General features: G+C 59.8%; 20 protein-coding genes and 1 pseudogene. 12 read left to right on the top strand and 9 right to left on the bottom strand.

Features of this window, described 5'->3' with window-relative positions; genetic code table 11:
* Window positions 1-129, top strand: a pseudogene (locus tag VNV36_RS20180) (IS110 family transposase); the annotation flags it as partial.
* A gap of 69 nt (window positions 130-198) precedes the next feature.
* On the opposite strand, the gene VNV36_RS20175 reads toward VNV36_RS20180, so the two are convergent.
* Complete coding sequence (locus tag VNV36_RS20175) at window positions 199-1,107, bottom strand: DMT family transporter (RefSeq protein ID WP_325719848.1); 909 nt, start codon at window positions 1,105-1,107, stop codon at window positions 199-201.
* Window positions 1,108-1,321: 214 nt separating this feature from the next.
* On the opposite strand from VNV36_RS20175, the gene aceK reads away from it, so the two are divergent.
* The 5 genes from aceK to VNV36_RS20150 all read left to right on the top strand — a co-directional run bounded on the left by aceK (window position 1,322) and on the right by VNV36_RS20150 (window position 9,547).
* On the top strand, window positions 1,322-3,043 hold the full coding sequence (gene aceK / locus VNV36_RS20170) for a bifunctional isocitrate dehydrogenase kinase/phosphatase (RefSeq protein WP_325719846.1): 1,722 nt from the start codon (window positions 1,322-1,324) through the stop codon (window positions 3,041-3,043).
* A gap of 169 nt (window positions 3,044-3,212) precedes the next feature.
* Window positions 3,213-7,124: an ATP-dependent RNA helicase HrpA gene (hrpA, locus tag VNV36_RS20165; protein ID WP_325719844.1), complete on the top strand. Its 3,912-nt coding sequence runs from the start codon at window positions 3,213-3,215 to the stop codon at window positions 7,122-7,124.
* A gap of 321 nt (window positions 7,125-7,445) precedes the next feature.
* A complete protein-coding gene (locus tag VNV36_RS20160; RefSeq protein WP_325719842.1) occupies window positions 7,446-8,567 on the top strand; it encodes a beta-ketoacyl-ACP synthase III in 1,122 nt (373 codons plus the stop codon).
* A gap of 135 nt (window positions 8,568-8,702) precedes the next feature.
* A complete protein-coding gene (locus tag VNV36_RS20155) occupies window positions 8,703-9,314 on the top strand; it encodes an RNA polymerase sigma factor (protein WP_325719840.1) in 612 nt (203 codons plus the stop codon).
* The gene (locus tag VNV36_RS20150; protein ID WP_325719838.1) at window positions 9,308-9,547 is read left to right on the top strand and encodes an anti-sigma factor family protein; all 240 of its coding nucleotides are present in this window, start codon (window positions 9,308-9,310) and stop codon (window positions 9,545-9,547) included. The genes VNV36_RS20155 and VNV36_RS20150 overlap by 7 nt, the downstream gene beginning before the upstream one ends.
* Window positions 9,548-9,813: 266 nt before the next feature.
* On the opposite strand, the gene VNV36_RS20145 is transcribed toward VNV36_RS20150, so the two are convergent.
* Entirely contained in the window at window positions 9,814-11,136 is a 1,323-nt protein-coding gene (locus tag VNV36_RS20145) for a putative porin (RefSeq protein WP_325719836.1), read from the bottom strand.
* Window positions 11,137-11,417: 281 nt separating this feature from the next.
* Between VNV36_RS20145 and VNV36_RS20140 the strand changes: the two genes are divergently transcribed.
* Entirely contained in the window at window positions 11,418-12,542 is a 1,125-nt protein-coding gene (locus VNV36_RS20140) for a GNAT family N-acetyltransferase (RefSeq protein WP_325719835.1), read from the top strand.
* A gap of 83 nt (window positions 12,543-12,625) precedes the next feature.
* On the opposite strand, the gene VNV36_RS20135 is transcribed toward VNV36_RS20140, so the two are convergent.
* The 4 genes from VNV36_RS20135 to VNV36_RS20120 all read right to left on the bottom strand — a co-directional run bounded on the left by VNV36_RS20135 (window position 12,626) and on the right by VNV36_RS20120 (window position 16,854).
* Window positions 12,626-14,458: an ABC transporter ATP-binding protein gene (locus VNV36_RS20135; RefSeq protein WP_325719833.1), complete on the bottom strand. Its 1,833-nt coding sequence runs from the start codon at window positions 14,456-14,458 to the stop codon at window positions 12,626-12,628.
* Between the two features lie 87 nt (window positions 14,459-14,545).
* On the bottom strand, window positions 14,546-15,109 hold the full coding sequence (locus VNV36_RS20130; protein WP_325719831.1) for a peptidylprolyl isomerase: 564 nt from the start codon (window positions 15,107-15,109) through the stop codon (window positions 14,546-14,548).
* Window positions 15,110-15,112: 3 nt separating this feature from the next.
* Window positions 15,113-15,916 carry an alpha/beta fold hydrolase gene (locus VNV36_RS20125; protein ID WP_325719829.1) on the bottom strand — a complete coding sequence of 268 codons (804 nt, stop codon included), beginning with the start codon at window positions 15,914-15,916 and terminating at the stop codon, window positions 15,113-15,115.
* Window positions 15,917-15,930: 14 nt separating this feature from the next.
* Entirely contained in the window at window positions 15,931-16,854 is a 924-nt protein-coding gene (locus tag VNV36_RS20120) for a PA3225 family LysR-type transcriptional regulator (RefSeq protein ID WP_016771199.1), read from the bottom strand.
* Between the two features lie 49 nt (window positions 16,855-16,903).
* Between VNV36_RS20120 and VNV36_RS20115 the strand changes: the two genes are divergently transcribed.
* The 3 genes from VNV36_RS20115 to VNV36_RS20105 all read left to right on the top strand — a co-directional run bounded on the left by VNV36_RS20115 (window position 16,904) and on the right by VNV36_RS20105 (window position 19,255).
* Window positions 16,904-17,218 (top strand): 3-phosphoglycerate kinase, encoded by a 315-nt coding sequence (locus VNV36_RS20115; protein WP_236430809.1) that lies wholly within the window; start codon window positions 16,904-16,906, stop codon window positions 17,216-17,218.
* 233 nt (window positions 17,219-17,451) lie between these two features.
* Window positions 17,452-18,051, top strand: a complete 600-nt coding sequence (locus VNV36_RS20110; RefSeq protein WP_325719823.1) for an FMN-dependent NADH-azoreductase — start codon at window positions 17,452-17,454, stop codon at window positions 18,049-18,051.
* 346 nt (window positions 18,052-18,397) lie between these two features.
* Window positions 18,398-19,255, top strand: a complete 858-nt coding sequence (locus tag VNV36_RS20105) for a carboxylate/amino acid/amine transporter (protein ID WP_325719850.1) — start codon at window positions 18,398-18,400, stop codon at window positions 19,253-19,255.
* 90 nt (window positions 19,256-19,345) lie between these two features.
* On the opposite strand, the gene VNV36_RS20100 is transcribed toward VNV36_RS20105, so the two are convergent.
* Window positions 19,346-20,644 (bottom strand): mechanosensitive ion channel family protein, encoded by a 1,299-nt coding sequence (locus VNV36_RS20100; RefSeq protein WP_325719821.1) that lies wholly within the window; start codon window positions 20,642-20,644, stop codon window positions 19,346-19,348.
* Between the two features lie 192 nt (window positions 20,645-20,836).
* Here VNV36_RS20100 and VNV36_RS20095 point away from each other — a divergent pair, with 192 nt between their 5' ends.
* Entirely contained in the window at window positions 20,837-22,177 is a 1,341-nt protein-coding gene (locus tag VNV36_RS20095; protein ID WP_325719818.1) for a DEAD/DEAH box helicase, read from the top strand.
* A 51-nt stretch (window positions 22,178-22,228) separates the two neighbouring features.
* Here VNV36_RS20095 and VNV36_RS20090 read toward each other — a convergent pair whose 3' ends face one another.
* Both VNV36_RS20090 and VNV36_RS20085 read right to left on the bottom strand, forming a co-directional pair.
* A complete protein-coding gene (locus VNV36_RS20090; protein ID WP_325719816.1) occupies window positions 22,229-22,504 on the bottom strand; it encodes a hypothetical protein in 276 nt (91 codons plus the stop codon).
* 89 nt (window positions 22,505-22,593) lie between these two features.
* On the bottom strand, window positions 22,594-23,328 hold the full coding sequence (locus tag VNV36_RS20085) for a DUF899 domain-containing protein (protein ID WP_325719814.1): 735 nt from the start codon (window positions 23,326-23,328) through the stop codon (window positions 22,594-22,596).
* 175 nt (window positions 23,329-23,503) lie between these two features.
* On the opposite strand from VNV36_RS20085, the gene VNV36_RS20080 reads away from it, so the two are divergent.
* Window positions 23,504-23,896: a transcriptional regulator gene (locus VNV36_RS20080; RefSeq protein ID WP_325719812.1), complete on the top strand. Its 393-nt coding sequence runs from the start codon at window positions 23,504-23,506 to the stop codon at window positions 23,894-23,896.
* The last annotated feature ends 2 nt before the right edge of the window (window positions 23,897-23,898 follow it).

The raw sequence follows: 23,898 nt of genomic DNA, 5'->3' as shown, positions 1-23,898 counted from the left end.
CAGAGGCTTCTCGAAAACACAGGCGTTGGTAGCTCTTGCTCGCAAGCTCTGTCGAGTGGCGTTCGCCCTGATGAAGAACCAGAGCGAATATCGCTTAACCTGAAATTGCGGGGTTGCTACGCAACATAGAATCTCCCACATTGAAATGAGTGCTCTCGTGGGAGCGAGCCTGCTCGCGAATATCTGCCGCAACAAAAACTAGCGGACTGACACCTTCGCAGGCTTCACCACCGCCGGTTTCAATACCAGCCACAACGCCGCTGCAATCAATACCCCGCCATAGATGTGTGCCATCGACAGCGGCTCATCCAGCAACAACGCCCCCCACAACACACCGAACGGCGGGATCATGAAGGTCACGGTCATCGATTTCACCGGGCCGATCGAGCTGAGCAGGCGGAAATAGATGATGTAGGCAAACGCGGTGCAACCCAGGCCCAAACCAAGCAGCGATAGCCAGACGTGCCAGCCACCCCAACTGACCGGCGGCGCAGTGATCGCGCTGTAGGCGAACAGCGGCAGCAGGAACAGTGTCGCGCCGAGCATACTGCCCAGTGCCGATAAGCGGCTGTCCAGCCCACCGGCCTGGTCCAGCCAGCGCCGAGCAAGGAATCCGGCAAAACCATAACAAGTCGTGGCCAACAGGCAGGCGACGGCGCCCATCAGCAGTTGCAGATCGAAGGCCACGGGGCCGGCGCGCGTCAGCACGCCGACGCCGAACAGGCCGAGGAACACGCCGCTCAGCTTGGCTGCGGTGAGTTGTTCGCTGAAGAACAGCCCGCCAATCAAGACGCCCATCAACGGCGTGGTGGCGTTGAAAATCGCAGAGTACCCGGCCGGCAGCACTTGCGCCGCCACCGAATACAGCGTCGCCGGAATGCCCGAGTTGATCACCCCCAGCAGCATCACGGTTTTCAGCTTGCCCTTGAAATCCCAGCTGATGCGCATCAGCCCAAGGATCACCAGCAGCCCGGCAGCGGCGATCGACACGCGAAAGAACCCGGTCGGGATCGTGCCGATCGCCGGGGCAATGATGCGCATGAACAGAAAACTCGCGCCCCAGATAGCGGCCAGCGACAACATGCGGAAAATATCGACAGGGCTCACGGCGGGCTCCTTCCTTGATCGGGACGAGAGTGTTGCCGAGCGTCAGGATCATGGCAACCGCTATTCGGGCATTTAATTCTGCCTGCCGAATGATCTGCCCGAGAAACCGCCTCGACAGTCGGCCCTGTATCGGTTTTGGCCGAAATTGCGCTTTTCCTGCGAGCCGTTCCGTGACTAAGCTCAGACCAACCGAATTCGCGTCGAGGTTTCATCTATGCCGCAGCAATGGCCAGCCACCGACATCGCCCGCATGATCCTCGCCGGCTTCGACGATTACCGCGAGCATTTCCGGCGGATCACCGACGGCGCGCGCGAGCGCTTCGAACAGGCGCGCTGGCAGGAGGCGCAGGCCGCGTCAGCGGCGCGGATCAGCCTCTATGAAGAAAAGGTCGGCGAAACCGTTGCCCGCCTGCGCGAGTACTTCGATGAAGAAACGCTGATGAACGTCAGCTGCTGGCCACTGGTGAAAAGCGCCTACATCAGTGTCATCGACCTGCGCTTCGACGATGAGCTGTCCGAGACCTGGTACAACTCGATTTTCTGCGGGCTGTTCAGCCATGATCTGATCAGCGACGGCTGCATGTTCATCCACACCACGCGGCCAAGCCTGCGCCGTGCGCGGGCCGCTCAAACCCGTATCTACAAGCCGCAGGGGCAGTTGTCCAAGATGCTCGCGGACATCTTTGCCGACTATCGCTTCAACGAGGATTACGCCGATTTGCCCGGTGACCTGCTGCGGCTCGAAGCACAGCTGCGCGAGAATCTGCCGGACTGGGTGTGCAAAGATCCGGAGTTGAGCGTAGAGCTGTTTTCCTCGGTGCTCTACCGCAACAAAGGCGCTTATCTGGTCGGGCGCATCTACACCCGCGACGAACAGTGGCCGCTGGTGATCCCGCTGCTGCACCGCGAAGGGCGCGGGATTCAGATCGATGCGTTGATTACCGACGAAGCCGATGTGTCGATCATCTTTTCCTTCACCCGTTCCTACTTCATGGTCGATGTTCCGGTACCGGCAGAGTTCATCGGCTTTCTGCGGCGTATTCTGCCGGGCAAGCACATCGCCGAACTGTACACCTCGATCGGTTTCTACAAGCACGGCAAATCCGAATTCTATCGCGCGCTCATCAACCACCTGGCCAACACCGACGACCGCTTCATCATGGCCCCGGGCGTGCGTGGCATGGTGATGAGCGTGTTTACCCTGCCGGGTTTCAACACCGTGTTCAAAATCATCAAGGACCGCTTTTCGCCGTCGAAGAACGTCGACCGCGCCACGGTGATCGAAAAATACCGGCTGGTGAAAAGCGTCGACCGGGTCGGACGCATGGCCGATACCCAAGAGTTTGCCGACTTTCGTTTCCCGCTGAGCAAGTTCGATCCGGCGTGCCTCGAGGAATTGCTCGAAGTCGCGCCGTCCACGGTCTCGGTCGACGGCGACACCGTGTTGATCCGCCACTGCTGGACCGAACGGCGCATGACCCCGCTCAACCTCTACCTGGAAAACGCCAACGACGCGCAAGTACGCGAGGCGCTGGAAGACTACGGCCTGGCGATCAAGCAACTGGCGGCGGCGAATATTTTTCCCGGCGACATGCTGCTGAAAAACTTCGGCGTGACCCGTCACGGGCGCGTGGTGTTTTACGACTACGACGAAATCTGCTTTCTGACTGAGGCCAACTTCCGCCACATTCCGGCACCGCGCACGCCGGAGGACGAAATGGCCTCCGAACCGTGGTACTCGATCGGGCCGCTGGATGTGTTTCCCGAAGAGTTTCCGCCGTTCCTATTCGCCGATTCCGGGCAGCGCAAGTTGTTCGATCAGTTGCACGGCGAGTTGTACGACGCCGATTACTGGAAGGGCTTGCAGGAAGCGATTCGGGCGGGGAAGGTCATCGACGTCTTCCCATATCGGCGTAAGGGCCGCGATAGCGAATAACGGCCCAGTGCAGGAGCTGCCGAAGGCTGCGATCTTTTGATCTTGATCTTCAAAAGCAACGTCAAAAGATCGCAGCCTTCGGCAGCTCCTACAGGGGAAGCAGGTCAACCGCAGGCAAATCTGCCACAATCCGCCCCCTGCACTAATAGACGACCGAATTGCCTACCCGATGACCGACGAATCGCCTTCCATCGACAAACTGCTGAAAAACCTCGATCACGCCATGCTCGCCGACCGTCACCGGCTGCGGCGGCAGTTGCTTGAGCTGCGCAAGAAACCCGACGAGGCCAAACTGGCCCAGTGGGTGGCGCGGATGCAGGCGTCCTGTGATCAGGTGCTGGCGCGCCGTGCCAGCCTGCCGGTGATTCGTTACGACGACAGCTTGCCGATCGCGGCCAAGCGCGACGAGATCAAAAAAGCCCTGGAGCAACATCAGGTGCTGATCATCGCCGGCGAAACCGGCTCGGGCAAAACCACCCAGTTGCCGAAAATCTGTCTGGAAATCGGTCGCGGCCAGCACGGTCTGATCGGCCATACCCAGCCGCGCCGGATCGCCGCGCGCAGCGTGGCCAGTCGTGTCGCCGAAGAGCTCGGCACACCGCTCGGCGCACTGGTCGGCTACCAGGTGCGCTTCGAAGATCAGAGCGACGCCAACACCCTGATCAAGCTGATGACCGACGGTATTCTGCTGGCCGAAACCCAGAACGACCGCTACCTCGAACGCTACGACACGATCATCGTCGACGAAGCCCACGAACGCAGCCTCAACATCGACTTCCTGCTCGGTTACCTGAAAACCCTGCTGCCGCGTCGTCCGGATCTGAAAGTCATCATCACTTCGGCGACCATCGATCTGGAGCGCTTTTCCAGGCATTTCGATGATGCGCCGATCGTTGAAGTGTCGGGCCGTACCTTCCCGGTGGACACCTGGTATCGCCCGCTGACCCTGGAGCAGGACGAGGAGGGTAACCGGGTCGAGGATGACCTGACCGTCGATCAGGCGATCCTCGCCACTCTCGACGAAATCGCCGCCTACGAGCGCAGTGAACGCCGCAGTCCCGGCGATGTGCTGGTGTTTTTGCCCGGCGAGCGTGAGATTCGCGACGCCGCCGACATGCTGCGCAAGGCTCAGCTCAGGCACACTGAAATCCTGCCGCTGTACGCGCGCCTGTCGCCGGCCGAGCAGCAGCGGATTTTCCAGTCGCACCCGGGGCGCCGCGTGGTGCTGGCGACCAACGTTGCCGAGACCTCGCTGACCGTGCCGGGCATTCGTTACGTGATCGACAGCGGCACCGCACGCATCAGCCGCTACAGCTACCGCGCCAAGGTTCAGCGTCTGCCGATCGAGGCGATTTCCCAGGCCAGCGCCAATCAGCGCAAGGGCCGCTGCGGGCGGGTCGAGCCGGGTATCTGCGTGCGTTTGTACAGCGAGGAGGATTTCCTCGGTCGCCCGGAATTTACCGATCCGGAAATTCTGCGCACCAACCTCGCTGCCGTCATCTTGCAGATGCTGCACCTGCGTCTCGGCGAGATCACTGCGTTTCCGTTTATCGAACCGCCGGATGGCAAGGCGATCAGTGACGGTTTCAACCTGCTGCAAGAGCTTTCGGCGGTGGATCGCAACAGTCAGCTGACGCCGCTTGGCCGGCAATTGGCGCGCCTTCCAGTCGATCCGCGTATGGGCCGCATGCTCCTGGAAGCGGCCAGGCTTGGCAGTCTGCAGGAAGTGCTGATCGTCGCCAGCGCCATGTCGATTCAGGACCCGCGCGAGCGTCCGCCGGAGCGCCAGCAAGCGGCGGATCAGGCCCACGCGCAATGGAAGGATCCTGATTCGGACTTCGCTGGATTGGTCAATCTGTGGCGTGGTTTTGAAGAGCAGCGTCAGGCGCTGACCGCCAACCCGCTGCGCAACTGGTGCCGGAAGAATTTCCTCAATTACCTGCGTCTGCGCGAGTGGCGTGATTCGCATCGTCAGTTGAGCCTGATCTGCCGCGACATGCAGTTGAGCCTGAATAAAGAGCCGGCGGACTATCCGAAACTGCACAAAGCGGTGCTGGTCGGCCTGCTCAGCCAGATCGGCCAGAAAACCGAAGACGGCGATTACCTCGGCGCGCGGCAGCGGCGCTTCTGGATTCATCCGTCGTCGGGCATCGGCAAGAAGCGTCCGCAATGGCTGATGACCGCCGAACTGGTGGAAACCACCAAGCTTTACGCGCGCATGGTCGCCAAGATCGACGCCGACTGGATCGAGCCGCTGGCCGGACACCTGATCAAGAAAAACCACTTCGAGCCGCACTGGGAAAAGAAGCGCGGCCAGGTCGTGGCCTACGAACAGATCACCCTGTTCGGCCTGATCGTCGTCGGTCGCCGCCCGGTGCATTACGGCCCGGTCGATCCGGTGGTGTCCCGCGAGTTGTTTATCCGTGAAGGGCTGGTGCGCGGCGAAATCCAATCGCGGGCCAAATGCCTGAGCGCCAATCAGAAACTGCTCGAGCAGCTCGACGAATTGGAAGCCAAGGCTCGTCGGCGCGATATTCTCGCCGACGAGGAAACCCTCTACGCCTTCTACGATGCGCGTTTGCCGGCGGAGATCCACCAGACCGCGACCTTCGACAGTTGGTATCGCATCAACAGCCAGAAAGACCCGCAGTTGTTGATCATGCGCGAAGAGGATGTGCTGGCGCGCGAGGCCAGTGAAGTCACCGCCCGCGATTACCCGGACACGCTGCACATTGGCGATCTGGAGTTGGCACTGACTTACCACTTCGAACCGAATCACCCGCGCGATGGTGTGACCTTGCGCGTGCCGGCGCCGCTGCTGCCGATGCTGCCGCCGGAACGTCTGGAATGGCTGGTGCCGGGGCTGATCGAGGCCAAATGCATTGCGTTGGTGCGCAACCTGCCCAAAGCCCTGCGCAAGAACTTCGTGCCGGTGCCGGACTTCATCAAAGCCGCGTTGCAGCGCATGACTTTTGGCGAAGGATCCTTGCCGCAAGCGCTCGGTCGCGAGCTGCTGCGCATGACCGGCGCGCGGGTCAGCGATGAAGCGTGGGCGGAAGCGGCGCAGCAGGTTGAAAGCCATCTGCGCATGAACCTGGAGATCGTCGACGGCGAGGGCAAGTTCCTTGGCGAAGGTCGCGATCTGGCTGAGCTGACCGCACGCTTCGCCGAGGCCAGTCAAGCGGTGTTGGCTGTGCCACAAAGTGCAAAAAGCCAGCAACCGGTTGAGGCGAAAGTCTTCGCGCCAGTGGCGCAAAAGACTCAGCAGAAGATTGCCGGGCTATCGATGACGGTGTATCCAGCGCTGGTGGAAGAGGGCGGCACGGTCAAGGAAGGGCGTTTCTCCACGCCGGCTGAAGCCGAGTTCCAGCATCGCCGAGCCTTGCAGCGCCTGCTGATGCAGCAACTGGCCGAGCCGGCGAAATTTCTCCGTGGCAAGCTGCCGGGGCAGACCGAGTTGGGCCTGCTCTATCGCGAGCTGGGTCGGGTCGATGCGCTGATCGAAGACATTCTGCTGGCCAGCCTCGACAGCTGCATTCTCGAAGGCGAAGACCCGTTGCCCCGCGACGGCAGCGGGCTGGCGGCATTGGCCGAGCGCAAGCGCGGCAGCTGGACCGAGCACGCCGAGCGCGTCGCGCGGTTGACGTTGGAAATCCTCAAGATCTGGCACGGTCTGCAAAAACGCTTCAAGGGCAAGATCGATCTGGCGCAAGCGGTGGCGTTGAATGACATCAAGCAGCAGATCGGCAATCTGGTCTATCCGGGCTTCGTTCGTGAGACGCCGATGCAGTGGCTCAAAGAGTTGCCGCGTTACCTCAAAGCGGTCGAGCAGCGTTTCGAGAAGCTCGGCGCGCAGGTGCAGAAGGACCGGGTCTGGAGCGGTGAACTGGCCAGTCTGTGGGCGCAGTACCAGACCCGCGCCGCCAAGCATGCACAGGAAGGCAAACGCGATCCGCAGCTGGAGTTGTATCGCTGGTGGCTGGAGGAATATCGCGTGTCGCTGTTCGCCCAGCAGCTGGGGACGAAAGTGCCGATCTCCGACAAGCGCCTGAGCAAACAGTGGAGCCAGGTCGAGCCCTGACTTCGCGCCTTGCATCAATCCTGTAGGAGCTGCCGAAGGCTGCGATCTTTTGATCTTGATCTTAAAAAGCAAAATCAAAAGATCGCAGCCTTCGGCAGCTCCTACAGGGATCGCGTTGAGCAGGAGAAAGGCGCCAAAATTCTGGGTTTATGGCAAACTTCGCCACCATAACCCGCCGTTTTGCGGCCCAAAGCCTTTCGGTCGTGTCGCGCTGCGGAATAAAACGATGCCAGGTTTGCGTCCCCCGGATGGGAATAGACCCTTTGCGTGTTGGTACGACGGTTCCAGCACTTTCTGCCTGAACAGATTAGAGAAACGACCATGCATAACGTCGTCATCAGCGGCACCGGCCTGTACACACCGGCCAACAGCATCTCCAACGAAGAGCTGGTGCAGTCTTTCAATACCTACGTCGCCCAGTTCAACGCGGACAACGCCGAGGCGATCGCCAGCGGTGAAGTCCAGGCCCTGACCGAATCCAGCGCTGCGTTCATCGAAAAAGCCTCGGGCATCAAGAGCCGTTTTGTCATGGACAAGGACGGCATCCTCGATCCGCAACGCATGGCCCCGCGCCTGCCCGAGCGTTCCAACGAAGAATGGTCGGTGCTTTGCCAGATGGCCGTCGGTGCGGCTGAACAAGCCTTGCAACGGGCCGGCAAGACCGCCGCCGACATCGACGGCGTGATCGTCGCCTGCTCCAACCTGCAACGCGCTTACCCTGCCATCGCCATCGAAGTCCAGGAGGCATTGGGCATTCAAGGCTTCGGTTTCGACATGAACGTTGCTTGCTCATCGGCCACGTTCGGCATCCAGGCCGCCGCCAACAGCGTGCAACTGGGCCAGGCGCGGGCGATTCTGATGGTCAACCCGGAAGTCTGCACCGGTCACCTGAACTTCCGTGACCGCGACAGCCACTTCATCTTCGGCGATGCCGCAACTGCTGTGATCATCGAGCGCGCTGATCTGGCCACGTCCAGGTACCAGTTCGACGTGGTCAGCACCAAACTGCTGACCAAGTTCTCCAACAACATCCGCAACAACTTCGGCTTCCTCAATCGGGCGGCAGAAGAAGGTATCGGCGCCCGCGACAAGCTGTTCGTCCAGGAAGGCCGCAAGGTGTTCAAGGACGTGTGCCCGATGGTCGCCGAGCTGATTGGCGAACATCTGGAGGAGAACCGGCTCAACGTCGGCGATGTGAAGCGTTTCTGGCTGCACCAGGCCAACTTGAGCATGAACCATCTGATCGTGCGCAAGCTGCTCGGCCGCGAAGCCACCGAAGAAGAAGCGCCGGTGATTCTCGACAGCTACGCCAACACCAGCTCGGCCGGCTCGGTCATTGCCTTCCACAAGTATCAGGATGATCTGGCCTCAGGGTCGCTGGCGGTGCTCAGCTCGTTCGGCGCTGGTTACTCGATTGGTAGCGTGTTGCTGCGTAAGCGCTGATATAGGTTAATTTCCCCTTAATCGCGTCGATCTTTCCTACATTCGAAGCGGCTGAAACGCTGTAATTTTTCGGACATCGCGGCAGGTGCACACCTGCCGCGTTCATTTTCGAAGTCCGGACAAGGGGATTGATGGATGGCGGCTGACGACACCCAACTGCTCACGCGCTTGCTGGCGGGAGAGCAAAAAGCTTTCAAGGAACTGGTCACCACGTATCAGAGCGCCATGCGCGCGGTGGCATACGCCATTGTCGGCCAGCGTCATGTCGAAGAAGTGGTGCAGGATGCCTGGCTCTCGGTGGTGCGCCATCTCGCCAGCTTCGAGGGCCGTTCCAGCCTCAAGACCTGGCTGCTGACCATCACCGCCAATTCGGCCAAGAGCCGCTACAAGCTCAATCGCCGGGAAGTCCTGCTCGACGACCTGCCCGCGCCCCACGGCAGCATCGACGACGATCGGTTTTCTTCGAGCGACGGTCACTGGCTTATCGCGCCATTTGCCTGGCACCAGGACACGCCCGAAGCGCTGCTGACCGAGAGCGAGCTGCGCGAATGCCTCGAACACACGTTACTCAGTCTTTCCGAGCTGCAGAGCAGTGTCTTGCTGTTACGCGAACGCCAGGGCCTGGAGCTGGAAGAAATCTGTAATCTTCTGGAGATCTCGCTCTCCAATGTCCGCGTGCTGCTGCACCGGGCACGCTTGAAGGTCTTTGCGACCGTGGAACATTTTGAGGAGACAGGAGAATGTTGACCTGCAAGGAGCAAGTGGCACGATCCAGCGATTATCTCGACGGCCAACTAAGCTTTCGCGAGGCGCTGATGGTGCGTCATCACCTGCTGTTCTGCCGCAACTGCCGGCGTTTCATTCGTCAGATGCGCTTGATGCAGGCGACGCTGAAAGCAATGCCGGAACGCCCGGATGAAGATGTCGATGCACTGGCCGAACGCCTCGCGGCGCAACGCCGAAAAGATAACCCCCTGTAGGAGCTGTCGAGTGAACCGAGGCTGCGATCTTTTGATCTTGTTTTCAGGATCAAGATCAAAAGATCGCAGCCTTCGGCAGCTCCTACAGGGGGTTTTTGCATCCTGCAGAAATAACCCGGTGCGATTGAAACGAACGGATGATGGGGATCGTCCCGCCCGCACCGGGGTGGAGCAGCGGCAAGCTTCAAGCTTCAAGCTGCAAGTAAAGGCATCCACTCCCAGCTTGTAGCTTGTAGCTTGTAGCTTGCAGCTTGTAGCCGCCCTTCTTAGAACTTCGCTTCAGCATCCAGCTGCAGGGTGTTTGCGTCTGCGTCACGCTGGCCACGGCTGGCGAAGTCGGCCTTGGTCAGGAAGTACGTGGCGCCGACAGCGAAGTTCTTGTCGATGTCGTAACCAACCTTGAACTTGTGCCCGCGCGAACCGGTGGTGCCGTTGGCGAAGTCGGAGTCGGTGAAGGCGCCGACCACAGCGTTGCGCTGCACGTCGCGATAGTTGTAGTCGAGGTTGAAACCGAAGACCTTCGACTTGGCGCCGAGCAACCATGCAGTGTCCTGATCGGTCACGGCGTCGTTGTTCTTCACGTACTGACCGTAGAACGACAGCGGCATCGGCAGCCCACCGATGTCGACCTGGCTGAACCCTTCATACAGACGGAATTCGTTGTCGGCCGAGTTGCCGTTGACGGCCAGGGCGCACGGTGTGGAAGTGCCGGTGCAACGGCTGTCTTCATCGTTCTGGTAGGCGTAGACACTGCCGCCGACGGTCAGTTTCAGGTTGTCGGTGATGTTGAAGCGGCTGCCCAACTGGCCAGCGGTCAGGCGCAGGTCGTGGCGGAATTGCACGCCGTCGCCGTCGACGTTGTCCTTGAGGTTGTAGTTACCCAGGCTGCCGAACAGTTCGGCGCTGCTGCCCAGCGGATATTTGTAGGTAACGGCCAAGCCTTCCGGGTTGATGTCGCTGTCCCAGATCACGTCGCCCATGCTGACCCACGGTTGCAGCATCTTGCCGCCGATGATGTGCAGGTTCTTGATCTGATCAGGGTGGTAATCGATGTAGCCGAGGTCGAGCCAGATCTGCTTCTTGTCGAAGTAGTTGTCCTGGTCCTGGTTGGTCGAACGGGCGTCATCGCCGCCGCCGGTGGCGATGCGGATGCCGGTGTCGACTTGCGGGTTGATCTCGGTGTATGCGCCCAGACGGGCACGAATACGCTGGCGGTCCTTGTCGCGGCCACCGTTGTTCGGCTCGCCGTCGATCTTGATGGTTTCCTGACGGATGCGCACGTCGCCCTTGAACTGGGTCTTGGCCGCCCAGGCCAGTTTCTGATCGAACACGCTCTGTTCGTTGGCCTTCTTCGCAACGGCCGCTACTTGTTCGTTGGTTTCCTGCTGCGCCTGCCGGGCGATTTGCTGATCCTTCTGATCCTTGGCCAGTTCTGTTTGCAGCTCGATGTACTGCGCCTGGGAAATCGACCCGTTGGCCTTGAGCATGTCGAGCAGTTTGGCGTCGACTGCAGCACTGGCCGGAACGCTCATGGCCAGCAACAAGCCGCCGCACAGGGCCGCTGCAGTTTTCGTGGAAGCAAGACGCATAGCAATCTCCGAAGATGAAAGGGGATGGCTGAACCATCCTGGGCACAACCGACACGAAGGCCGGAAAACTGTGTCCGGGCTAGAACCCGGCGCTCTAAAAACAGGCGCCAGTATCGCGATCGTTTATGACAGAGCGGTGGCACAGTGATGGCAGGTTGATGACGATGCGTAACAGGCGTGAACTATTGATTCAGAGCGCTGTCGGCCAATTGAGCGTGTGCAACGGGTCGCGATCAGCGATACTCGCCGGGCTTTCTCGCCAAGCTGTGGAGTGCCAGTGGATGCCGTTGCAACGCCTGCAAAACCTGTCAGAAATCGCCCCGGCCACTTGGGATGCGCTGGTCCCGGACAACCAGCCGTTTCTGCGCCACGCCTTTCTCAGCGCGCTGGAAGACAGCGGCAGTGTCGGGCCGCATTCGGGCTGGCAGCCGGAGCATTTGCTGCACATCGAAGACAAGCGACTGATCGCCGCTTTACCGAGTTATCGCAAATGGCATTCCTTCGGTGAGTACGTGTTCGATCATGGCTGGGCCGACGCTTGTGCCCGTGCCGGTATCGATTACTACCCCAAGCTTCTGACGGCTGTACCGTTCAGTCCGGTCAGCGGTCCGCGCTTGTTGGCGGCGAAGGTCGAGGACGGTTTCGAACTGCTGAAAAGCCTGCCGGGCTATCTGGAGATCGAAGAGCTCTCCAGCGCGCATATCAATTTCACCGATCCGTTTACCGACGCGGCGATGGCCGGGCAAGCGGGCTGGCTGCAACGTATCGGTTGTCAGTATCACTGGCACAATCGCGGTTACCGCGACTTTAAGGATTTCCTCGACGTCCTCAGTTCACGCAAGCGAAAGCAGATGCGCAAGGAGCGTGACCAGGTGGCGGGGCAGGGTTTCGAGTTTGAATGGTTGCAAGGACGCGAACTGGACGAGGCGCAGTGGGATTTTGTTTACGCCTGCTATGCCAATACCTACGCGGTTCGGCGTCAGGCGCCGTACCTGACGCGCGAGTTCTTCAACCTGTTGGCCGAACGCATGCCCGAGTCGATCCGCGTGGTGCTGGCCAAACAGGGCTCACGGCCGGTGGCGATGGCTTTCAGTCTGGTCGGTGGCGACAGTTTTTACGGGCGCTACTGGGGGTGTCTGGCCGAGTTCGATCGGCTGCATTTCGAGACGTGTTTTTATCAAGGCATGGATTACGCGATTGCCCACGGCATCCAGCGCTTCGACGCCGGGGCTCAGGGCGAGCACAAATTGATTCGCGGTTTTGAGCCGGTCATCACTCATTCCTGGCATTACCTGCGCCATCCGGGGTTGAAAGCGGCGGTGAAGGATTTCCTTCAGCAAGAGCGCGCCGGCGTGTTGGCCTATGCCGAAGAAGCCCGCACCGCTTTGCCTTATCGCCAGACATAAAGCAAAAGATCGCAGCCTTCGGCAGCTCCTACAGGAACCGGTGTAGGAGCTGCCGAAGGCTGCGATCTTTTGATCCTGAAGGCTCAGTCGATGCCGACAAAGCCTCCGGTCTGGTGCGCCCACAGCCGCGCGTACAGACCACGATGCGCGAGCAGTTCGGCGTGAGTGCCGCTCTCGGCAATCTTGCCGTTCTCCAGCACCACGAGTCGATCCATGCGCGCAATGGTCGAGAGGCGGTGGGCAATGGCGATCACGGTTTTGCCCTGCATCAAGGTCTCGAGGCTTTCCTGAATCGCTGCTTCGACTTCCGAGTCCAGGGCCGAGGTGGCTTCGTCCATGATCAGGATCGGCGCGTCCTTGAGCAGCACCCGCGCAATGGCGATGCGCTGACGCTGACCGCCAGACAGCTTCACCCCGCGCTCGCCGACGTGCGCATCAAAACCGGTGCGGCCTTCAGCGTCGGACAGCAGTGGAATGAACTCATCGGCGCGAGCTTTGTGCACGGCATCCCACAGCTCGGCGTCGGTCGCGTCGGGCTTGCCGTAGAGCAAGTTGTCGCGAATCGAGCGGTGCAGTAGCGAGGTGTCCTGAGTGATCATGCCGATCCGCGCACGCAGGCTTTCCTGGCCGACTTCAGCGATGTTCTGCCCATCGATGAGAATGCGTCCGCCCTCGACGTCGTACAGGCGCAGCAACAGGTTGACCAGGGTCGATTTGCCGGCGCCGGACGGCCCGATCAGACCGATTTTTTCACCCGGTTTGATGGTCAGGTTGAGGTCGCCGATGATGCCTTTCTTCTTGCCGTAATGAAAATCGACGTGCTCGAAACGCACTTCGCCCGAGGCCACGGCCAGCGGTTTGGCTTGCGCGTGGTCGGTGACGCTGACCGGTTGCGAAATGGTGCGCAAACCGTCCTGGACCATGCCGATGTTTTCGAAAATGCCGGTGACAACCCACATGATCCAGCCGGACATGTTGACGATGCGGATCACCAGGCCGGTGGCCAGAGCGATCGCGCCGACGGTGATCAGCGATTGCGTCCACAGCCACAACGCCAGCGCCGTGGTGCCGACGATCAGCAGGCCATTCATGGTGGTAATCGCCACGTCCATGCTGGTGACCACACGCCCGGCCATCTGCGCTTTGACAGTCTGTTCTTCGATGGCTTCCCTGGCGTAGTGCTGTTCGAAGTTGGTGTGCGCGAACAGTTTCAGCGTGGCGATGTTGGTGTAGCCGTCGACGATGCGCCCCATCAGTTTCGAACGCGCATCCGAGGCTTCCACCGAGCGCTCTTTCACGCGCGGCACGAAGTAGTACAGCGCGCCGATGTAGGCGACGATCCAGGTCAGCAGCGGAATCATCAGGCGCCAGTCGGCCTCGGCGAACAACACCAGCGAACTGATCGCATAGATCACCACGTGCCACAGCGCGTCGACCGCTTGCACGGCCGAGTCACGCAGTGAATTTCCGGTCTGCATGATGCGCTGGGCGATGCGTCCGGCGAAGTCGTTCTGAAAGAAATTCAGGCTCTGCTTGAGCACGTAGCTGTGGTTCTGCCAGCGGATCATGCTGGTCATGCCAGGGCTCAGGGTCTGGTGTACCAGCAAGTCGTGAAGGCCGAAAAAAATCGGCCGCAGCACCAGCGCGACCACCAGCATCCAGGTCAATTCGAGGGCGTGGTCGCTGAAGAAATTCGGGTTGGGCGTACCCTGCGCCAGATCGATGATGCGGCTCAGATAGCTGAACAGCGCCACCTCGATCAAAGCGGCAAACAGGCCGACCACGAGCAGCGCGGCGAAGCTCGGCCAGACCTGCTTCAGGTAATAGGTGTAGAAGGGCCAGACGCGATCCGGCGGGGACGCCGTCGGGGCGTCGCGGAAGATATCGATCAGTTGTTCGAAACGGCGATAGAGCATCAGATAACCGCCCGGAATCCGGGCTCTCCTTTTATCAGTGCGAGCGGCGCAGGCTCAGCCCGGCGCCGCTCGATATGCCCGGCGAACTCAGTCGATGCGCTTGGCCGACTTGATGATCACAGGGTCGACAGGCACGTTCTGCATGCCTTGCTTGGTGGTGGTCTGCGAGTTGACGATGATGTCTACAACGTCCATGCCCTTGACCACTTTGGCGAACACCGCGTAACCGGCGTCGCGACCCGGATCGAGGAAGGCGTTGTCGGCAACGTTGATGAAGAACTGGCTGGTCGCCGAATCAGGGTTGGAAGTGCGCGCCATCGACAGGGTGCCGCGAACGTTGTGCAGGCCATTGCTGGCTTCGTTCTTGATCGACGCCTTGGTTTCTTTTTGTTGCATCTGTTGGGTGAACCCGCCGCCCTGAGCCATGAAGCCCGGGATCACACGGTGGAAAATGGTGTTGTTGTAGAAGCCGCTGTCGACGTATTCAAGGAAGTTCTTGGTGCTGACCGGCGCCTTGACCGGGTCCAGTTCGATTTCGATCTGGCCGTTGGTGGTGTCCAGCAGCACGTGGGGCGCCTTGGCCGGGGTAGCAGCCATCAGGTTGGCGGCAAACAGTACGGAGCCGGCGGCGAGGGCGAGTTTTTTCAGCATGGGTCAGTGATCCTGAGGGTGAAGGTCGGCTGTGGCCAGAAACGCCAGCAGCGTGTGATTGAAGCGTTCGGGTTGATCGAGCGGGGTGGCATGGCGCGAGTCGGCGATGACCACCAGCCGCGCATCGGGCAACAGTTTTACATAGGTTTGTTTCAAAGCCACCGGTGTGTAGTCACGATCGGCGCTGATGACGAGCGTTGGACAGGACACCCGGGAAAGTCGTTCCTGAACGCCCCAGCCGACAATCGCATCGAAGCTGGCGAGATAAGCACGTTTGTCGTTTTTTGCCCAGCGTTCGGCCATTTTCCGTCGCAGATCGGCCTGTTCCGGTTTGGGAAAAAGTTTGCTGCCCAGGGCTTTGCCGATGGTTTCGAGACTGAGCAGACGCATCAGGCTCCAACGTTTGAACCACTGCCAGTAATCGTTGCGCGTGCGCAGTTTGACTTGGGGAGCACTGTTGACGATGGTCAGGCTCTTGAGAATCTGCGGCTGATCGACGGCGAGCTGAAAACCGATCATCCCGCCCATCGACAGCCCGACGTAGTGCACCGGGCCCAGGTGCAAGTGTTCGATCAAGGCATACAGATCGGCGCTGAACGCGGCGATGCTGTAGCGCTCGCGGGGTTTGTCCGAGCGCCCGTGGCCGCGAATGTCCGGGACGATCACCCGGTACTGCGCGGCCAGTGCCGGAATCTGCATCTCCCAGTCCAGCGTGCTCGAGCCGAGCCCGTGAACCAGCAGCAACGGCGTACCTTGGCCATATTCCTCGTAGTGCAGGTTGCAACCTTCATGCTCGAAATACGCCATCGGTGAACTCCGTGTCAGGCTTGTTCGGGGGCGGCAAACGGCGCGTCCAGCGGCAAGGTGTCGAAGGTGCGCAACAATTCGATGAGAATTTGCGTGGCCGGGCCCAGTGGTTTGTCCTTGTTCGAATACAGGTAGAAGCTGGAGTTGCGACTGCCGCCCCGATCCAACGGTAGCAGCTTGAGCGAACCATCCTTGAGTTCCCGGTCGATCATGTGCCGGGGCAGCCAGGCAAAGCCCAGACCGCTGCTGACAAACGTCGCGGCGGTGGCGAGGCTGCCCACCGTCCAGCGCTGTTCGGCGCCGAGCCAGCCGACATCGCGCGGCTGCTGGCGACCGGAGTCGCGGATCACCACTTGCATCTGGGTTTCCAGATCCTGAAAGCTCAATTCGCGGTTGAGCCGATGCAGCGGGTGGTCAGGGTGGGCGACGGCGACGAACTCGACATCGCTCAATTCCGCGCCCAGGTAGCCCGGAATGCTCAGGCCGGTAATGGCCAGATCCGCCACGCCTTCGAGCAGCACTTCCTCGACGCCCGACAACACTTCCTCGCGCAGCCGCACCCGGCAGCCGCGACTCTGCGGCATGAACGCGGTCAGTGCACGGACAATCCGCGCGCTCGGATAAGCCGCATCGACCACCAGCCGCACCTCGGCTTCCCAGCCTTGCTCCATGTGATGGGCGAGGTCTTCCAATTGACTGGCTTGTTTCACCAGTTGCCGTGAACGGCGCAGCAGTACGCCGCCGGCTTCGGTGAGCACGGCTTTGCGCCCGTCGATGCGCAGCAACGGCACGCCGAGCTGATCCTGCATGCGGGCGACGGTGTAGCTCACCGACGATTGCGAACGGTGCAGGGCCTCGGCGGCCTGGGCGAAACCGCCGTGGTCGACCACGGCCTGCAACGTTCGCCATTGATCAAGGGTTACGCGGGGCGCTTTCATCAATAGCTCCTCTTGTCCTAAGCTGGCCGTCCCTCATGGAGACTGCCGAATGAAAAAATTCTGTTGTGTGGTGCTGGCGCTGCTGCCGTTGACGGCTTTTGCCTATCCGATCGATGTGCAGAAAGACCTCAACGGCATGAAGATCGACTACGAGACCTTTGACACCGACAACGACATCGGCTCGATCCGCGTGGCCAATTACGGCGACGTCGATGCGACCTGCAAAGCGGTGTTCAGCAACGGCCCGGAAGCGCCGCGCACGCGCAGCATCGATGTCCCGGCCGGCAAACATAAAAACGCCACGGCCAAGTTCACTCGCGAGATCATCAAGCTGCGGATCAAACTGACCTGCACCCCGAAATGAACGGTATTCCCCTGTGGGAGCGAGCCTGCTCGCGAAAGCGGTGTACCAGTCAAAGATGTGTCGACTGACAATGCGCTTTCGCGAGCAGGCTCGCTCCCACAGGGGATGTGGGTTTAGCTTATAAACGAATTTATCGATGGGTTACAGCGGATATTTGCGCTTTTTCATCGATTCAACTCTGTTTAACCTTCACTCCATCGACTTACAACATTCTCGGATGGAGGCTACACACCATGTCCCGCGTTCTGATCATCGAAAGCAGCGCCCGCCAGCAAGACTCGGTTTCTCGTCAACTGACCCAGACCTTCATCGCTCAGTGGAAAGCCGCGCACCCTGCCGATCAGATCACCGTGCGTGACCTTGCCGTAAACCCGGTGCCGCACCTGGATGCCAATTTGCTGGGCGGCTGGATGAAACCCGCCGAACAGCGCAGCGACAGCGAACAAGCATCGCTGGCCCGCTCCAACGAATTGACTGATGAGCTGCTCGCCGCCGATGTGCTGGTGATGGCGGCACCGATGTACAACTTTGCCATCCCAAGCACGCTGAAGGCCTGGCTCGACCATGTGCTGCGTGCCGGTGTGACCTTCAAGTACACCGAAACCGGCCCGCAGGGCCTGCTCAGCGGCAAGCGTGCCTTTGTGCTGACTGCTCGCGGTGGTGTGTACGCCGGCGGCCCGGCTGACCATCAGGAACCGTATCTGCGTCAGGTCATGGGTTTCATTGGCATCAATGACGTGACCTTTATCCATGCCGAGGGCATGAACCTGGGCGGTGACTTCCAGGAGAAGGGCCTGAATCAGGCCAACGCCAAATTGTCTCAGGTCGCTTGATCGGTTAATCGCCAGATAATCGCTGGATGGTCTAGTGACCTGGCGCAACCCCTTCAAGGTTCCACGCGCATCGAACCTCCCTTTGCACTTTTGCTCCTGAGTGCTGTAGCCCGATTGAACGCTTTAGCGAGATCGGGCTTTTTTTTGTCTGTATTTTTTTGAACGACGCGAAACTCCTTGTGGGAGCGAGCCTGCTCGCGAAAGCGGTGTATCAGAAAAGTATCTGCCGTCTGACACGCTCCTTTCGCGAGCAGGCTCGCTCCCACCGGAATTTTTGTGTTTCCGGCTATTCGCAGTGAGCGGCAAAACCCGCTATCGTCGCCGCCATCCGATTTTCGAGGCGAGCATGGGCTATCTACTTTTTGTCACGCTGATCCAGGCGTTCTCCTTCAGTCTGATCGGCGAGTACCTGGCCGGTCATGTCGACAGCTATTTCGCGGTGCTGGTGCGTGTGGTGCTGGCCGGGCTGGTGTTTATTCCGTTGACGCGCTGGCGTTCGGTAGAGCCGGCGTTCATGCGTGGCATGTTGCTGATCGGCGCGTTGCAGTTTGGTGTGACTTACGTCTGCCTGTACCTGAGCTTCCGCGTGCTGACGGTGCCGGAGGTGTTGCTGTTCACCATTCTCACGCCGTTGCATGTGACGTTGATCGAGGACGCGCTGAACCGCCGCTTCAATCCATGGGCGCTGATTGCCGCGCTGGTGGCGGTGGGCGGTGCGGCGGTGATTCGGTTTGATCGGATCAACCCGGACTTCTTCATGGGTTTCCTGTTGTTGCAACTGGCCAACTTCACCTATGCCGCCGGGCAGGTGTTGTACAAGCATCTGGTGGCGAAACATCCGAGTGATCTGCCGCATTACCGGCGCTTTGGCTACTTCTATCTCGGCGCGTTGGCGGTGGTGTTGCCAGCGTTCCTGCTGTTCGGCAAGTCGAATTTTCTGCCTGAAGCGCCGTTGCAATGGGCGGTGCTGCTGTTCCTCGGGCTGGTGTCGACGGCGTTGGGCCTGTACTGGTGGAACAAGGGCGCGTGCATGGTCAACGGCGGTACGCTGGCGGTGATGAATAACCTGCATGTGCCGGTGGGGTTGTTGTTGAATTTGCTGATCTGGAATCAGCATGAGGAACTGGGGAGATTGTTCCTCGGCGGCAGTGTGATTTTGATGGCGGTGTGGATCAGCCGGTTAGGCATTAGGCGAACCGCATAACCCGTGTAGGAGCTGCCGAAGGCTGCGATCTTTAGACTTTCAAGATCAAAAGATCGCAGCCTTCGGCAGCTCCTACAGGGAAATTGTGGGTTACATCAGATGTTTCTCCGGCTCCGGAATATTTGCCGAGCCCAACACCGCCGGCAGCAACCCCGCGCGCAAATCCCCGCCACTCGGCTGTTGATACAGACTCAGGCCAAACTCCGGCAACACCGCCAGCAGATAATCGAAAATATCCCCCTGAATCCGCTCGTAATCGGCCCACACCGTGGTGCGGGTGAAGCAGTAGATTTCCAGCGGGATGCCTTGGGCGGTGGTCTGCATCTGCCTGACCATGCAGGTCATGTTCGGCTGAATCTCCGGATGACTCTTCAGATAGGCCAACGCATAGGCGCGAAAGGTGCCGATATTGGTCATGCGCCGACGGTTCGCCGACATCGCCGCAACGTTGCCCTGTGCCTCGTTCCACGCCTTGAGCTCGGCTTTCTTGCGGCCCATGTAGTCGGTAAGCAGGTGCACCTGCGAGAGCTTTTCTTCCTCGTCATCGCGGATGAAACGCACGCCGCTGGCATCGATGAACAGGCTGCGCTTGATCCGCCGACCGCCGGACTGCTGCATGCCCCGCCAGTTCTTGAACGACTCGGACATCAGCCGCCAGGTCGGGATCGAGACGATGGTCTTGTCGAAGTTCTGCACCTTGACCGTGTGCAGGGTGATGTCGACCACGTCGCCGTCGGCGCCGACTTGCGGCATTTCGATCCAGTCGCCGACCCGCAGCATGTCGTTGCTGGTCAACTGCACGCTGGCGACGAATGACAGCAGGGTGTCCTTGTAGACCAACAGGATCACCGCCGACATCGCACCCAGACCCGAGAGCAGCAACAGCGGCGAGCGGTCGATCAGGGTGGCAACGATGATGATCGCGCCGAACACATACAAGACCATTTTCGCCAGCTGCACGTAGCCTTTGATCGACCGGGTGCGGGCGTGCTCGGTGCGCGCGTAGATGTCGAGCAAGGCGTTGAGCAGGGCGCTGACCGCCAGCAACAGGAACAATATGGTGAAGGCCAGCGCAACGTTGCCGAGGAAATTCATTGCGGTTTTGCTCAGTTCCGGCACCAGATGCAGACCGAACTGAATCACCAGCGACGGCGTCATCTGTGCCAGCCGTTGAAACACCTTGTTATGACGAAAATCATTGAGCCAGTGCAGGGCCGGCTGGCGGCCGAGCATGCGGCTGGCATGCAGAATCAGGTACCGCGCCACTCGTCCGAGTACCAGCGCAACCACCAGCAACACCAGCAGCGCCAGTCCCGATTGCAGCAGCGGGTGCTCTTCGAGCGTGCCCCAGAGGTTCTGGGCTTTGAGCCAGAGCTGTTTGATATCCATAAGCGAAACGTTTCTTCTGTGAGGCGCGAGGGGTCGATTAGAGCATTTAAGACGCTGTGTATTGCAGCGGGTGACAAATCGGGCAACAAAAAAACCACTGATTGTCGCCGTTTGCATAAAGAAACTCGGCCTGAGCGCTCGAAACCGGTAACCTATGCAGCTGTTTTTTTGCATATCTTCGAGGTAGCACCCGTGTTTTCCCAATTCGCCCTGCACGAACGCCTGCTTAAAGCCGTGGCCGAGCTGAAATTTGTCGAGCCAACGCCTGTGCAAGCCGCGGCCATCCCGCTGGCGCTCCAGGGGCGTGATCTGCGGGTGACGGCGCAAACCGGTAGCGGCAAAACCGCCGCTTTCGTTCTGCCGATCCTTAATCGCCTGATCGGCCCGGCGAAGATTCGCGTCAGCATCAAGACCCTGATCCTGCTGCCGACCCGTGAACTGGCCCAGCAGACCTTGAAGGAAGTTGAACGCTTTTCGCAGTTCACCTTCATCAAGTCCGGCCTGATCACCGGCGGTGAAGACTTCAAGGTCCAGGCCGCAATGCTGCGCAAAGTGCCCGACATCCTCATCGGCACCCCGGGGCGGATGATCGAGCAGCTCAACGCCGGCAACCTCGACCTGAAAGAAGTCGAAGTGCTGGTGCTCGACGAAGCCGACCGTATGCTCGACATGGGCTTCGCCGAAGATGTGCAGCGTCTGGTCGACGAATGCCCGAACCGTCAGCAGACCATGCTGTTCTCCGCCACCACCGGCGGTTCGGGCCTGCGCGAGATGATCGCCAAGGTGCTGAACAACCCTGAGCACTTGCAGCTCAACGCAGTGAGCCAGCTGAACTCGACCACTCGTCAGCAGATCATCACTGCCGACCACAATCAGCACAAAGAGCAGATTGTGAACTGGCTGCTGGCCAATGAGACCTACCAGAAGGCCATCGTCTTCACCAACACCCGCGCCATGGCCGACCGCATCTACGGGCGCCTCGTGGCCCAGGAATACAAAGCATTCGTGCTGCACGGCGAAAAAGACCAGAAGGATCGCAAACTGGCGATCGATCGTCTGAAGCAGGGCGGCGTGAAGATCCTCGTCGCGACCGACGTCGCGGCCCGAGGTCTGGACGTCGACGGTCTGGATCTGGTGATCAACTTCGACATGCCACGCAGCGGCGACGAATACGTGCACCGCATCGGTCGTACCGGCCGTGTCGGCAACGACGGTCTGGCGATCTCGCTGATCTGCCATGGCGACTGGAACCTGATGTCGAGCATCGAGCGCTACCTCAAGCAGAGCTTCGAGCGGCGCACCATCAAGGAAGTCAAAGGTACCTACGGCGGGCCGAAGAAGGTCAAGGCCTCGGGTAAAGCCGTTGGCGTGAAGAAGAAAAAGACTGACGCCAAAGGCGACAAGAAGAAAACCGCCGCCAAGACGCCGACCAAGCGCAAGAGCGTCAACCGTCCGAAGCCGGATTCTCTGGTGAGCAGCGACGGCATGGCGCCGCTCAAGCGCCGCAAGCCGGCCGCGCCTGCGGCTGAGTAACGGGTTTTACGCGCATAAAAAAACCGGACATTGTCCGGTTTTTTTTCGTCCTCAACTATCTGCTTTTTTCTCCGCCGCTCCCAGTTCCTTCAAACGCTGATCGATCAACTGGCACTTGTCCGGCAGATCGGCGCTGGCCGTGCCCAGCTTCATGTTCTGCAACTCGGCGTTGATCTCCTTGGCCTTGTCCGGATTCTGCTCGGTGAGTTTCGCGACTTCCTTGGCCAGTTGATCGCGTTTGATCGTCGCCTCTTCAGGCGTACAGGCCCAGACGGGCAGGGCGCAGGCGAGGGCGGCGGCGAGGGACAGCTTGATCAGGGTTTTCATGGGCAGGCCTCGGTTGCGGTTAAGGCGGGTTAACCGGTTGAGGGCTGAAGCGTGGCAAAAGTTCAGAAACTGTGACTTCAGCGCTGCGCTCATTCGGCATGGCAGCAACTCGACTTAGTCGCACCTTCATACCGATCATGATGGCGCACCCATTCCATGATCTCGTCTTCATTCCTGCCCTTGGGCGTCAGATCAAGGTAATGGTAGGCGCCAACCAACATGTCCAGACCGCGCGCATAAGTGGAATAGGTGTGGAATATGTCGCCATCTACGTTGCGATAAAACACGCTCAGCCCCGGCATTTCTTCCTCGACGCTGTCGGTTTTTTCGTAGTTGTATGTAGCCTTTCCTTCAGCGACGTCTTCAGCCCGGGCGCAGACGCCGAAGTCGTAATTGAAGTCGCAACCCTCTGAAGATATCCAGTCGAACTTCCAGCCCATGCGTTGTTTGAACGCCTGAAACTCGTTGAACGGTGCGTGGGAAACCGCCACGACCGCGACATCGTGATGGGCCAGGTGCTGGTTGGCGCCGTCGATGTGATCGCTGAGGAACGAGCAGCCCTGGCAGCCTTGCTCCCAGCCCTTGGCGAACATGAAGTGGTAGATGATCAACTGGCTGTTCTTGCCGAACAGATCGTTGAGCTTCAATTCGCCGTTGGGGCCTTGAAAGTGGTAGTCCTTGTCGACTTTCACCCACGGCAAGGCGCGGCGCTCGGCGCTGAGGCGATCGCGTTCTCGGGTGAAGGCTTTTTCGTGGGCCAGATGCTGTTGACGGGCGGCGAGCCATTCTTCGCGTGATACCACCGGATGGTTTGCAACGTTCATGACGATGTCTCCTGCGGGATTGAACCGGCTGTTTCAGACTAGTCGTTCAACCTGCGGGAAAATCGACAGACCGCCGGTCGGTCGGCGCGAAAATATGCGGCTGAACGGCTGCGCGGCGCTTGGGTCACAACCTTTGAACGCGGTACAAATTTCCCGCATCGGAGGTTGAATCAGGATGACGACTTATAACTGGGATTTGATTGAACGTTTGCTGCGCGAGGCTCAAAACAGCGCCGGTGAAAGTTATGCTCCTCGAAAATACGCCGAGGACTACGCCGCCGAAAAGGCCAATGCCGGTGAGCCGATCGACAATCTGGACCATCTGAAAACGCTGGCCTGTGAGTATGAAAGTCTGCTGCTTGACCGTGGTTACTTCGAGCCGCGTCCGGATCATGAAGGCAACACCGGCAACAATTTCATTCTGACGCTGCGCGGTTCCAGCCTGTTGAGCCTGATCGACAGCAGCATTCCCGGCAATGACCACCCGCGCCAAGTGCTGGATGAGCAGGAGGATGCGCTGGATAAGCTGACGTTTGATGAAGTGGCGTCAAAAGCCCAAATCGCTTGAGC

Source organism: Pseudomonas sp. (assembly GCF_035554175.1).
Lineage (GTDB): Bacteria > Pseudomonadota > Gammaproteobacteria > Pseudomonadales > Pseudomonadaceae > Aquipseudomonas.
The sequence above is the reverse complement of the archived record's forward strand: the minus strand, read 5'-3'. Positions and strand labels throughout refer to the sequence as shown.